The sequence below is a fragment of the Thermaerobacter sp. PB12/4term genome (genome assembly GCF_003403315.2).
GTDB lineage: Bacteria > Bacillota > Sulfobacillia > Thermaerobacterales > Thermaerobacteraceae > Thermaerobacter.
Genome location: NZ_CP048407.1, coordinates 726,665 through 739,898, shown reverse-complemented (window position 1 = coordinate 739,898; position 13,234 = coordinate 726,665). Strand labels below are relative to the sequence as shown.

At 70.4% G+C, this 13,234-nt stretch carries 7 protein-coding genes; all 7 read right to left on the bottom strand.

Features of this window, described 5'->3' with window-relative positions:
• Nucleotides 1–103 precede the first annotated feature (103 nt).
• Nucleotides 104–2,599, bottom strand: coding sequence for an S-layer homology domain-containing protein (locus DYI95_RS02995; RefSeq protein WP_158556065.1), 2,496 nt, complete (start codon nucleotides 2,597–2,599; stop codon nucleotides 104–106).
• A 166-nt stretch (nucleotides 2,600–2,765) separates the two neighbouring features.
• Nucleotides 2,766–3,065, bottom strand: a complete 300-nt coding sequence (locus DYI95_RS02990; RefSeq protein ID WP_116900881.1) for a helix-turn-helix domain-containing protein — start codon at nucleotides 3,063–3,065, stop codon at nucleotides 2,766–2,768.
• Nucleotides 3,066–3,971: 906 nt separating this feature from the next.
• The gene (locus DYI95_RS02985) at nucleotides 3,972–6,116 is read right to left on the bottom strand and encodes a polysaccharide pyruvyl transferase family protein (RefSeq protein WP_116900882.1); all 2,145 of its coding nucleotides are present in this window, start codon (nucleotides 6,114–6,116) and stop codon (nucleotides 3,972–3,974) included.
• A gap of 101 nt (nucleotides 6,117–6,217) precedes the next feature.
• Nucleotides 6,218–7,909 (bottom strand): N-acetylmuramoyl-L-alanine amidase, encoded by a 1,692-nt coding sequence (locus tag DYI95_RS02980; protein WP_243149831.1) that lies wholly within the window; start codon nucleotides 7,907–7,909, stop codon nucleotides 6,218–6,220.
• A 975-nt stretch (nucleotides 7,910–8,884) separates the two neighbouring features.
• Nucleotides 8,885–9,658 carry a WecB/TagA/CpsF family glycosyltransferase gene (locus DYI95_RS02975; protein ID WP_243149830.1) on the bottom strand — a complete coding sequence of 258 codons (774 nt, stop codon included), beginning with the start codon at nucleotides 9,656–9,658 and terminating at the stop codon, nucleotides 8,885–8,887.
• 312 nt (nucleotides 9,659–9,970) lie between these two features.
• Complete coding sequence (locus DYI95_RS02970; protein WP_116900885.1) at nucleotides 9,971–11,236, bottom strand: glycosyltransferase; 1,266 nt, start codon at nucleotides 11,234–11,236, stop codon at nucleotides 9,971–9,973.
• A gap of 81 nt (nucleotides 11,237–11,317) precedes the next feature.
• A complete protein-coding gene (locus DYI95_RS12950) occupies nucleotides 11,318–12,838 on the bottom strand; it encodes a nucleotide sugar dehydrogenase (protein ID WP_116900886.1) in 1,521 nt (506 codons plus the stop codon).
• Nucleotides 12,839–13,234: the final 396 nt, after the last annotated feature.

Genomic DNA, 13,234 nt, shown 5'->3' with positions numbered 1-13,234 from the left:
GAATACGGCCTTCAGGTTCACTCAACCAAACGAACCAAACGCAAGAGAAACATAATGGGGCCCGGGTTTCCCCGGGCCCCGACCTGCTTTCCGGTGGACATCGTCAAGGCAACTTGGCTTCGAAGGTTTCCGCGGAGTTGAAGTTGCCTTCGGCATCCTTATACGAACCGGCCTTAATGCCCGCCTTGATGACATCGCCCGACTTACTGACCGACTTGCTGAATGTCACGGTCGCTACGTTCTTATCGATCTGCACGTTGCTCACGCTCGCGGACGTATCGCCAGCAACACTGATGTTTTCGAATTCGTTGGCAGTCAGGTCCGTGATGTCCTCACTGAACGTCAACTTCACCTGGTTGACATTCACGAGCACCGCGGACACCAACTTCGGCCGTACGTTCTCCTTGAACGTATACGTCTTGGCGTAGGGCTTCATGACGTTTCCGGCAGTGTCCTTGACATTCTTGATCTCTAGCACTGCCGGACCGGTCGCAGTGATGGCACCCTCCGCCAGCGTGAGCCGCACGATGGTCTTCTCCGGATTCGTAAACACTGCCGAGGTAAACACGGCCCGTCCTTCCACCGTATAGTTTGCGGTGTTGAGAGCCGTGTCGTTAGTAACCGACTCGCTAAAGGTAACCTCGACCACGCTATTGTTGCTCGACTGCACAGCTACACTGTTTACCTCGGGTGCAACAGTGTCACTGCTGCTACCAAGGCTGACCTTAACATCCGTTGCTTCGTTCGGGTTTTGGCTGTCCGACTTGTCCTTCACCAGGCCAGCCGGAATCGTAATCGTCCACTCGGCAGGGGACGCCATGCCCGTCGCATCGATCTTTACTGCGTCGCTCACGTTGTCACCGTCAGAATCGTGTTGGCTGAGCTTGGCCTGACCAATCGTCTGGCCCGTGTAGAGTACGCCGTCCTTTACATAAGACGCCTGCAGGTCCACGGCAACCAAGGTGATGGGCTCGCTGAATTGCACGACGATGTAACGAATGCCGTTGATGACGCTGACCGTTGTGGACTTGACGGTGGGCGCCACGTCATCAGCGGCGAAGGAGACGAACTTCGAGTAATCATCGCCAGCAAGCCCAGCGAGATCCTTATAGCCGCTCACCTTAACCAGGTGTACCCCAGGGTTCTGATTCGTGGCCAGGTCACCAGTCGCCTGCGTCCCGTCCGAATTCCAGGTGACAGACGCGAGAGCCGCCGCGGTGCCACCGTCGATGCTCACGTTGAGAGGCGAATCGGTAGCATCCTGATCAATGGGCTCTGAGAACGTGATGCGGATGGTATTGAGATCCAACGCCTCGACGTTGGTAATCGAAGGCTTCGTAGTGTCGGTCGGCATGCTGACGGTCAGCACCGTGGGATTCGGCGAAATGAGATTGCCGGCGTAGTCCGTGACATAACCGTTAATGGTGACCGTGTAGGTCTTCCCCGCCTGCGCACCGCTGATCGTGAACGTGGCCTTCGTGTTTCCAGAATTATCGACGTAGGCGTGGTTGGTGTCCGCAACGGATGCGCCGTTCAGAGTCACGGTGTAGGCATCCTGATTGGTAGCACCGAGGACCGGTTCACTAAAGGTGACGGTCACCTTGCCAGTGATGTCCACGGTGATTCCCGTCACAGTCGGCCGGATGCTGTCACTCAGGTCCAATACAGCCGAATAAGCCGGTAGAGCGTCACCGCTGGTGCTCTTCACCGAATTCGCGATCGTTACGGCGTACCGGCCATCAAAGTATTCGCTGCCCGACGGCGTCACGGTCAGAACCTTGCCATCGCTGCTCAGCTCAGCCGTAGCCGAATTGGCGGTGACAGCCTTATCGCCGAGGGTCTTGAACTCAAAGACATTGTCGACCAAGGTCTTGTCCGAGGCGATGACGGTCTTCGAATCCACCGGCTTGGTGAAGGTAATCTTCAGCTGGCGGGCGTTGACCAGGGTGATGGACGCGACCTTGAACGGCTGCGCGTAGTCATACGCCCGATACGCCGTCGCCGCCGCCTGGCCACGGGTGATGTTGTCGCCCGGGCCGAAGGTGGTGCTGTTGTAGCCGTTCATGATGCCGGCAGCGGCCACGGCACCGATGGCCTTGGCGAAGGGGCTGTTGTCCGGCACGTCGGCGAAGCTCTCGGCGGCGTCGGCCAGCTTCAGGGCCCGCTGCAGGATGGCCGCGGCCTCCTGGCGGTTGATCGGCTTGTTGTAGCCGAAGGTCCCGTCGGGATAGCCGTTGATCAACTTCGCGTTGTACGCCTTGACGACGTACTGGTAGGTCGCCTGGCTCGGCACCACGTCGCTGAACGGCTCGGAGCCGGTCGGCAACGCCTGGCCCGACGACTTCTCCAGCGCCAGGACGATCATCTTGGCGAACTGGTCGCGGGTGACGTTGCTGTTGGGACGGAAGGTGCCGTCCTCATAGCCCGAGACGAGACCCGCGTTGTACGCGTTGATGATCTCGTCAGCCAGCGTGCCGCTTACATCCGAGAACGGATTGTCGGCGGCGAAAGCGGCCATCGGGAACAGTGCCAGCACCATGGCCAGCACCACCAGGATGGCCGCCGTCTTGCGCGAGTACTGCAGATAAGCGGTACTCAACTCCGGACCTCCTCCTCTGTCCCTGAATGGACGGGGACTCAAGGTGGGGCTTACACCCACCGCCCGCGGCTTGCACCCGGCCCGGTGGGGTCGGGGGTTCCGCGGGTGTTGCGCCTTGGTCGCCGGACGGGCCCCCTTGCGTGGGTTGCCGCCCGGTTCCGCGGCGCTAAAGCGTACCGGTCGCGTCCCCCTCATCGGGGTCCGGCTCGTCGGGATCCGGTTCGTCCGGAACCGGTTGAGCCGGGCGACCGTTGCCGCGCGGCGCCCCGTCGGGGTGGCCGCCGGCGGTCAGCATCCGCAGGAGCTCCTCAATCTCGTCCCGCTTGTACCTGTACTGGCCACCCAGCGTCTGGATCGGGTGAACCCCGTATTCGGCCAGCTTGCCGGATGACTGCCAGTTCAGAAAGGTACTGCGTGAAACGCCGAGGAGGCGTGCCGCCTGCGAGCTGGTCAGATACTCACTCACCGTCCCCCCCTCCATCCGGCGGTGCGCCTTGGCTCAGCGGCCTCGGACCTGTTCCTCTGGGGAACCAGCCTCCTCGGCCGCGGGGCGACCCTCCCAGGGCCGCGCACCGGGATCCGGCACCCCCTTGGGTACCGGCAGGGCCAGCCGCTCGCTGGACGGCTGGATCGGTGCTGGTCCATCCGCCCTGCCGCCCCGCCCATCGCCCGATGGGCTGGCGGCCCTTTCACCCCCTTTGCCGTCTCCCGGGCGCAACCCCGGATCACCGGCCCGGGATCACCGGCCCGCGTTTCCAGGCCGCAGGTCAAGGCCCGGGGCCGTTTCCATGGATGCATCCGGCAAAACTGCATAAACGACTAAAATGTTCAAAACGTCCAATTTGTATTGAGTGGGGTTATTGAAGAATTCTTTCATTCTGACGGAATCCAAGAATCCTTATAGGGTCGCGATTTTTTGAGGCCCGAAGAGTGTCGAATTGGCCTTTCATCCGGGCTTTTCTCCGCCGATTCGCCAACTCCTCCTGGCCTACGTTAGAATTGACCAACTCGACTAAAGACGACCAACCTGTATTTTTGACAACTCTGTTGGGACGCTTCAAACCGTATGACACCGGTATAATTGGATTCGGTTAGCAGCTTTCCTGCCGCAGCTTCCTCTTTCTCCCCGAATCGCCCTCGTTCATTTTTCCATGGAAGGAGCGTTCCACGGCAAGTCGTGGAATTGCGTAGGGCGCGGCGGGAAATGGCGGCCGGCAAGCGGGCTTGGTCGCAGAGGGCGGGGAATACCGCCAGGCAAGGGATGCATCCCAATGGGAGAAGCACGGGGGAACGGCGCAGGGCAAGAGGCCGGGGGACGGGCACCGGAGAGCATGCCCGCGGAACGGGCACTAGAGAACGGGGCCGGCGAGGTTCAGGCCTCCCCGGACCAGCGGCGGGCGGCGGCGTCGGCGTAGTCCAGGTGGGCCGATGCCAGGGCCGCCATCCGGCCCATCGCCTCCTCCAGGTTGCGGCGAATGCCGTCGTAGCGGGCTTCGATGGCGTCGAGGCCGGCCTGCAGGCCTTCCGCAGTCACCGTTTCAAGGTCGTAGACGGATTCGCCCAGCCCCAGGCGGGCCAGCACACCGGCCACCTTCGGGTCGTAGTTCAGGGCGAGGACGGGCACCCCAGCCCGGGCGGCGAAGATGAGGAAGTGCAGCCGCATGCCGACGGCCACCCAGGCCTGGGCCACCGCTGCCTCTAGTTGAGAAGGGCTCAGGTCGGCCGGGAGGATGCGTACACGGGCCACGGGGTCCCCCGGGGTCTGACGAGCCGGAGTCGGGACGCCCGGGGTCTGAGGAGCAGGCGGCGGGGAGCCTGGGGCTCGAGGGGCCGGGAAGGCTTGGGTGCGAGGGCCCGGGGACAGGGGTACCGAGCCGATCAGGGCGGCCAGTTCTTCCGCCGCCCGGTGGTCCGGCTCGCCCTCCATGGGGACCAGCACCACCTCGACGTCGGGGCGGGTGGCCAGGACATGGCGCAGGAAGGCCGCCAACTCGGGGAAGAACCGGTCCTGGCCGGGCCAGCTGCGCACCGAGACGGCCAGCCACCGGCGCCCGGGATCGGGGGCCGGGATCGCCGGATGGGGCCCCGCGGGGGAGGGCTCCCCCGCTTCTGCCGGCGCGGGCCGCGGCAGACTGAAGACGAAGTCCGCCAGGAGCTCCCGCACAGGCCGGCGTACCCCGAGCCGGTCAAGCAGCTGGAGGGAGCCCTCGTCCCGGGTGGTGATCACGTCGGCCTGGGAGGCCAGCCAGCGGGTCAGGAACCGGGCCCACCGGCCCCGCAGGGGGCCGACGCCATGGCCCAGGAACAGCACCCAGCAGCCGGCCACACGGGCCCAGGTGGAGATCATCAAATAGTAGGGAACGGGACCGCGCAGCAGGAAGGTGCGGGAGGTATCCTGCAGCAGGCCGCCGCCGCCCGAGATGAAGATGCCCGCCCGGGCGAGGGCCCGGGCCTTGGCCAGGATGTCCCGCCGCCACCCGCGGTACACGGCCTTGACGCCGTGGGTGCGAGCGGTCTCCGCCGGCCGGGTCGAGAAGACCGTGATGTCCTGGTAGCCCCGCTGCCGCAGCTGGTGCAGGACGGCGGCCAGGATGGCCTCGTCCCCCGCGTTGCCGGCGCCGAAGAAACCCGAGAGGACCACGGGCGGTCGCATCGCCGGCGGCGGAGGCCCTTGGGCGCCGCGGGGGTGGACGGCGCCGGGTTCCAGGCGCCATCGTGCGGCGACATACGCCGACAGGCGGGCCAGGACGACCTGGTAGCCCAGCAGGGCGAGCAGGCTCAGCGGGCCGAGCCAACCTGCCCATCCTACGGCGGGAAGCTGGGCCATCAGGGCTGTGGCGACCAGGAGCAACACGGTGGCCGCCAGCAGCCGGCCGGCAGGGCGCCGCAGCCGGGCATCCCGGCGCACCATCTGGAACAGGGCCGTGACGGCTGCCCCGGCGATGGGCCAGGCCATTCCCCAGGTCAGGCTAAGACCCGCCCCCGGCCCGTCGCCTGGAGCGGCCATGCCGGTGGCGGACCCCGCTGGGGCGAGCGAGGGCAAGGGATAGAGCGGGTACAGGGCTTGGAGAAGGAGCGAGGACAGGGGCAGAGAAAGGATCCCCGCCACGGCCAGCACCACGGCCTGGACCAGCGCCAACGCCATGACCAGCGTCGCGGCGGGCAGCAGCCAGGAGGCGGGTGCCGGCACCGGCTCTTCGGGTGACCGCGGGGCGGCCGGGCGCCACCGCCGGAGCAGGGCGTAAACGATCCAGCCCCCGAGTCCCCATCCGAGTCCCGCCCAACCGAGGGCACCGGCACGCGGGGCGGCCGGTGCCGGGGCCGCGGGCCCGACTGGGGTCGCAGCCGCGGCTGGGACCGCAGCCCCGGGTGGCACTACGGCCGGCAAGGGCCCTGACCCTGACACCACGGCCCAAAAACCGGCGGCGGCCACCAGGACCACCGCCGCTTCCACCAGGTTGATGGGATCGAAGAACCACCGGTTCTGCGAACCCGGCAGGCCTTCAGGGCGATTCACGGCGTCACCTCGTGCCTCGGGCCGGGCGTGGCGGCCGCGGCCGACCAAGATCCCCCGCCAAGTCCACAATGCCGGCTGCCCCGGGTCCGGGCGACCTCTCGCTACCGCAAGTATTCGTACAGCCGGACCACCGCGGCCGCTGCCTGGGCGCGGTCGATGGGCTCCCCGTAACCGAAGCGCTCGTCCGAATATCCCTGCAGGATCTGGGCGGCGGCTGCAGCGGCGATGGCCTCGGTGAAGCCGCTGCCCTGGGGCACGTCCCGGAAGCGGGTCGTCGCGGGTGGCAGCTCGCCGGCCCGCCGAAGGATGGCTGCCGCTTCTTCCCGGCGGATGGGCCGGTCGGGTTCGAAGGTGCCGGCCGGCGTCCCCCGGATGTACCCTTGCCCGGCCGCCTTGAGCACGTATTCGTAGAGCGCCTGGCGTGGCGACACGTCCGGGAAGCTCTTACTCTCGGGCAGCGGCAGCTGCCTGCCCCCGGCCGCTTCGACGGCCCGGACCACCATGGCCGCGAATTCTGCCCGGGACACGGGGTCCTTGGGCCGGAACAGGTTGCCGTCATAGCCCTTCACCAGCCCCAGCTGGCGCGCCTGCTCGACCTCGCCGGCCAGAGTGCCGCTGACATCCAGGAAGGGCGGCCCTGCCACCGGCGGAGCCTGGGGTGCCGGCGGGTTGGGAGCAGGTGCCGGAGCCCCTCCCGGATCCCCGGAACCGGGCGTCCCACCCGGGGTGCCGGGGGTGCTGCCGGTGCCGTCACCCGGTGAGCCGGGGGCCGGGGAGGTGCCGTCACCGGTGCCCGGGGCAGGGCTTTCGCCGGTGCCGTCGCTCGGAGGCTGGGTTCCTCCGTCGCCGGGTGCCGAGGGATCGCCGCCCGGGGTCGAGGGGCTTCCGCTGCCACCGTCCGCGGGCTGGCGGCCGGGAACGATGGGCCCGTCGGGCAGCCGGGCCAGGAGGAACGCGCCCGCACCGTCGGCGATGCCCCTGGCGGCCGCCCGCAGGAAGCTCGCGTCCTTCAACAGGGCCGCGTCCTGGGCATTGGTGACGAAGGCCACTTCGACGATGGTGGCGGGCACCAGGGAGCGGTTGGTGATGGCCAGGGTGTGGCCGCGGATGGCGGTATCCCGGTACACCCCCTGGCCTGCGCTCAGGTGGTCGAAGCCCTGGCGGGTGGCGGTCCAGTAGAGGGTCCGGTCGTGGATGGCCTGGGCCAGGGTCTGGGACTCGGGGGCGTTGCCCCAGATGGCCATGAGGCCCCGGGTGCTGGTGTTGGCGCTGGCGTTGTTGTGGACACTGATCAGCATGTCGGCCGGCCAGGCGTTGGCCATGCCCGTGCGGGTCGAGGGGTCGTAGGGGTTGCTGTTCCAGAGCGGCAGGTTGGGGTTCCGGTCTTCCCGGGTCATGCGCACCTCCGCCCCCCGGGCCACCAGGATGTCCCGCAGGGGCAGGGCGATGGCCAGGTTGACCTCCCGCTCCACCAGGGTGTTGGCGTAAGCGCCGCCGTCGGTGCCGCCGTGGCCGGGGTCGACCACGATGCGCACGCCCGTCAGGTCGGCGGTGATGTAATCGGCCGCCACCCAGCCCACGGTGCCGCTGGGCGCCTGGACCTCGAACCAGCCGCCCTGCTTCGTTCGCAGGTGGACCACCGTGCCCTCGGGCAAGCGGTCGATGAGGTCGAACTCCGTGCCCGGTCCCGACCGCACGTTGAGCAGGGAACCGGTGACGATGGCCCGCGCCGGGACCGGGCCCGCCGCCTCGGCCGGCCGTAGACCGGCGCCGGCCCCCGCCACCAGTGCCATGAGCGACGCCGCGGCCAGGGTGGCCAGGGCGCGGCGAAGAGGGTGCCAGCGTCCTGAACCCGATCCTCGGCGGTTGCCGGATCTCCTGCGGCCCCCGCCTCTCCGTAACCGTCCGCCTGATGGCTCCGCCTCCCAGGATGCTCTCCCCGTCTCCCTCCAGACCATCTCCCTCCACCTCCACTTCAAGCCGCCGCACGGCTCCGGACCGGCGCTCCTTCAAGGGGTCGAACCCGCCCGCCCCGTCAGCCGGAAGGCCTCGTCGGCGGCGTGGGACCGGATCGTCCCGCCGCCGCCGGCTCCACCGGCCCTCTTCCCCGGTTGTCGAACGGCGGTGACGCCGCGGCCAGGGGGGTGTCATCGATTTGACAAATTTGTCACATGGACAGGTTGGTTCGTCCCCGGGGCGGCATGTCCTGCCCGGGTCGTGGGGGATTCTGGCAGCCGCACCCTGACACACCATGGAATGGGGTTGGAAGATGGCGAAACGGCGGGAACGGCGGCGAAGGGTGGCGATAAATTGGGCTTGTCACCGCGGCTCGCAGGACACGGGCCCTCGGTGGGCAGGATGACGCAGGGGGCGGCCACGGTGGGGGTCGAGGGGTGGCCGTTCAGCGGGTGGCGAGGCTCGCTGGGTACCCGCGGCTCGACAGGGCACCGTTGGCCGAATGGCGAGGCTCGTGGGGCTGCGCCAGGGCGGCGGGTGGCCGTTCCCCGGCTGGCAAGGTTCGCTGGCTGCCGCCGGGTCGAGGGGGCGCAGTTCGCCGGGTGTTGAGACCAGGGTTGGCGGCGGGGCGGCGGGTGGCCTTGTGCCGGGTGGTCAGGCTCGTGGGCTGCCGGCGGGGTCGACCGCTGGCCGTTCCCCCATGGTGCGGTTCGCTCGCTGCCGCCGGGCCGGCCGCTGGCGGTTCCCCCCAAGGCACGGTTCCCTGGAGACAGGTAGGTCGGCGGCCGGGAGCGCCGGGCTTGCCGGCTCCCTCACGGGGCCGGTCCCGGCCGGGTTTCACCGCCCCGGCGGCGCCGGGCCGCCCGCAGGACCAGGGCAATGAAGCGGGCGTTGTCGACCACCACCCGCCGCCAGCGCTTGCGGGGCTCCAGTATCATCCGGTAGACGCCCTCCAAGCCCGCCCGCTGGATCCACTCCGGGGCCCGGCGGGCGAAGCCGGCCAGCACGTCGAACCCGCCCCCCACGCCCTGGGCGTAGGTCACGCCGGTTTTCGCAAACCACCGGTCGAGGAACCGCTCCTGCCGGGGGCTGCCCAGGGCGACGAAGAGCAGCCGCGCCCCGCTCTGGCGGACCTGCTCCACCACCGCCGCCTCCTCATCGGCGCGGAAGTAGCCGTGGTGGGTGCCCGCCACCTGCAGACCCGGCCAGCGACGGGTCGCCTCGGCGGCGGCCCGTTCCACCACCTCCGGGCGGGCGCCCAGCAGGAAGACCGGCCAGCCGTGGCGGGCGGCCTCGGGCAGGAGGGCCAGCATCAGGTCGACGCCGGGGACCCGCTCGGGGACCTCAAGGCCCAGGCGGCGGGCCGCCCAGAGGGGGCCGGCCCCGTCGGGGCTTACCACGTGGGCGCGGCGGATGAAGCCGCGCAGCAAGGGGTCTTCCGCCGCCCGGACGTACTTGGCGGCGTTCAACGAAACCTGCATGGTGGGCTCGCCCCGGGCGATGCGGTCGACGATGAGCCGCACCGTCTCGTCGAAGGTCAGCGCGTCCAGGGGCAGGCCGAGCAGCTCGATGCGCAGGGAAGGCACCCTCCCCAACGGGTAGAATCGGTCGTGCAGAATCGATAGGCCGCTCCGCGGTCGCGGCGTAGCCTTCCCACCGGCGGCGTCGCCGCCATGGGGCCGGGGCAGTGGCTCATCATGGCCGCGCTTGCCGCCCGGGCCGTTCGGGCGGCCGCTTCGAGCGTGCCGGCGGGGCCGCGCCGTTTGGGCAGCCGCTCCGGGCGTGCCGGCGGGGCCGCCCCGGCCGGGCCAGTTCCCATGGCGATGGCGCCTGGGCGGCCCGGGTCCCTGCCCATGGCCGAACCCGGCGACCGGTGCCCCGGTGCCTATGCCTAAGGGTTAAGGGCCGGCCCGCTGGCTCAGGGACCGGTACAGCACCACCAGCTCCGCCGCCTGGCGCCAGCGGTCGTGCCGGGCGGCCAGCTGGGGGCCGTAGCGGCGGGCCCGCTCGCGGAAGCGGGGTTCGTCCAGCACCCGGCGGATGGCGGCGGCCAGGGCGGTCACGTCCCCCGGCGGCACCAGCAGCCCGTAGTCGCCGTCCTGGACCACCTCCGGGATCCCGCCGGCGCGGCTGGCCACCACCGGCGTCCCGCAGGCCAGGGCCTCCAGCACCACCAGGCCGAGCCCCTCCTCCAGGGACGGCAGGACGAACACGTCGGCGGCGGCCATGGCGGCGGCCACCTGCTCCGGCGGCTGGGCGCCGGTGAAGGTGACGTGGTCCTGGATCCCCAGGGCGGCGATCCGGGCCTCCAGAAGCTCCCGGTAGGGCGGGTCGACGGCCGGCCCCACCAGCAGCAGGTGGCCGGCCCCCTGGCGCTCCCGCACCCGGGCGAAGGCCTGCACCAGCTGATCGACGCCCTTGCGGGGGATCAGGTTCCCGGTGAACACCACAAGGGGCTCCTGGCCGTAACGGGCGCGGACCGCCTCCCATCCCGGCGCTTCGGGCCGGAAGATCCGGGTGTCGATGCCCGCGCTCTGTACCATCACCCGCTCGGGCGGCACGCCGAAGTGGTGGACCACCCGGTCGCGCAAGAACCGGGAAACGGCGATGACATGGTCGGCACACTGCAGCACCCGCCGCACCGCGGGCTCCAGCCGCGGGTACCGCTCGGGAAGAACCAGCACGTCCGAGCCGTGGACCGTCACCACCAGTGGCCGCCGCGCCCAGCGCCGGAAGGCCATGCCCACCACGCCGCTGGGCACGGCGTAATGGGCGTGGACGGCGTCATAGCGGCGGGGCAGCCGAGCCAAGCCCCGGAGGAACCAGCCGGCGTAGGCCAGCCGGCCTCGCAGGCTCCGGCCGCGGCGGGGCATGGCCAGGACGTCGACCTCTGCCCCGGCCGCCCGCAGGGCCTCCACCTGGCCGCGGACGAAGAGGCCGAAGGCCGGTTCGTCCGGGTTGGGGTACATGTTGGTGATGACGAGGACCCGCAGGGGGCGCCCGGCGGGCCGGGGGCGACGATCCGGGTCGGGGCCGGCTGAGTCCGGGCGGGCCGGGTCCGGGCCGGCCAGGTCCGGGCGGGACTGGCGGCCTTCCCCTTCGCCGGCGTCCTGGCCGGTGACGGGCGGCGCCTCCTCAGCCGGCGTGCGCCCCGGCGTGGGCACTGGTGCGAGTGCCGGTGCGGGCGGAAGCGCGGGCCCAGGTGCGGCCCCCGGTGCGGGCGGCTGGCTGCCGGGCATGGGCCCTCACCCGCGTTGCAGCGTGCCGGTGCCTGGCACGACGGTCTCCGCCAGGCTGCCGGCGGCGCCCGCGGCGCCGGCGGAAGCGGCCCAAGCCCACCTCGCCTTGCCGTCGCCCAGCACGTGGACCTCGAAGCCGGCGGCTCGCCAGCGCTGGTGATCCAGGTGGTTGCGGGTGTCCAGCAGCACGGGCCGGGCCACCAGCTCCCGCACGGCCGCCGGGTCGATCTCCCGGAACCGGTCGTGGTCGGTGACCAGCACCAGGATGTGGGCGCCGCGGGCCGTCTCCTCCAGGGTGGCGCTGGGCAGCGGGCCCCGCCGCACCAGGGGATCGTAGGCCACCACGTCGAAGCCGCGGCTGCGCAGGATCCGGGCCAGCACGTAGGCCGGCGATTCCCGGCTGTCGTCGGAGTTGCCCTTGTAGGCCAGGCCCAGCAGGCCCACCTTGATGCTGCCGGGCCGGATCCCGCCCGAGCGCAGGGCGCCAGGGGCGCCGTTGGCAGCGGCTGGTGCGGCTGGTGCAGGCCCGGCTTCCCCGCCAGTGGCAGCCCCAGCGGTACCGGGCCCGTCGCCGGCCGCTGCCCGGAACCCGTCGCCCGCTTCGCCGCGTCCGGGACCGCGACCCGGCCCCCGGCCCACCGTCAGCTCCTCCACCCGCTCGGCCACCACAAGGGGCATCCGGTCGTTGGTGGTGCGGGCCTGGCGGATCAGGGCGGTGGCCAGGGGCGCCCGCTCCACGATGAACCAGGGGTCGACGGCGATGCAGTGACCGCCCACCCCCGGCCCCGGCCGGTGGATGTTCACCCGCGGGTGCAGGTTCGCCAGCTCGATGGCCTCCCAGACGTTGACGCCCACCCGCTCGGAGGCCAGGGCGAACTCGTTGGCGAGGGCGATGTTCACGTCCCGGTAGGTGTTTTCCATCAGCTTGACCAGCTCGGCGGTGGTGGGGTCGGTGATGCGGATCTCCCCCCGGACGAAGGTGGCGTAGAGGGCCCGGGCGCGTTCGGCCGCCCGGGGCGAGGCGGCTCCGATGAGCCGCGGGTTGCCCGGCAGCTCGATCAGGATCCGGCCGGGCAGGACCCGCTCGGGCGAGAAGACGTAATCCAGCCCTTCCACCCGGCTCTCGATGATAGGACGAACCAGCCGCTCCAGCGTCCCCGGCGGCACCGTGGACTCCAGAATCACCATCTGGCCGGGCCGCGCCACCTCGGCCACCGCCTCGGCGGCCTTGCGCACCGCCGTCAGATCGGAGCCGCCCGTCTCCCGATCCAGGGGCGTGGGCACGGTGATGATGTACACGTCCCGGCTCTCCAGCTGCTGGGTCACGCGGAAGCGGCCCGTGGCGCGGACCTCCTGCAGCAGCTCGGGCAGGCCGGGTTCTTCCACGGGGCACCGGCCGGCGTTCAGGGCCGCCACCAGCTCCGGGTTGATGTCGACGCCCAGCACGTCGACGCCGGCGCCGGCAAAGAGCAGCGCCGTGGGCAGGCCCACGTACCCCAGGCCGATGACGGCAATCCGTTCGGGCATATCATCGTCCTCCCTGGCCATAGGGTTACGGATGCGCGGTGCCGGAAACGGCCGCACGGTCCAAACCTTATTAATTCCTTGCACACGGGCGGGCCGTCGGCAAGGGGCCGGCCTGCGGGGCACCGCGCAGCCCGCGGCGGCACCCGGCTGGCCCGGTGACCCCCGGGCCTCGCGGCCGCACTCCGCCCGGCCGGGGTGGGGGGCATCCGCCGGCCCCGCGCACCCAACCGCTCCGGCGGAACCCCCGTGTCCCGCGACTGCACACCGCCTGCCCGTGGAGGCATCCGCTGGCGTCGCGTCATCCCGGATTCCGCGACTCCACCCCGCCTGCCCTCGGGGCAGCCCTCCCCGGCACCATCCGGCCGCCCCGGCGGCACCGCACACCGCCGCACCCCG

Bases quoted from the DNA above. Each gene is read 5' to 3' on its own strand.
- DYI95_RS12950 (WP_116900886.1), bottom strand. From the start codon at position 12,838: ATGCCCGAACGGATTGCCGTCATCGGCCTGGGGTACGTGGGCCTGCCC.
- DYI95_RS02980 (WP_243149831.1), bottom strand. From the start codon at position 7,909: ATGGCACTGGTGGCGGGGGCCGGCGCCGGTCTACGGCCGGCCGAGGCG.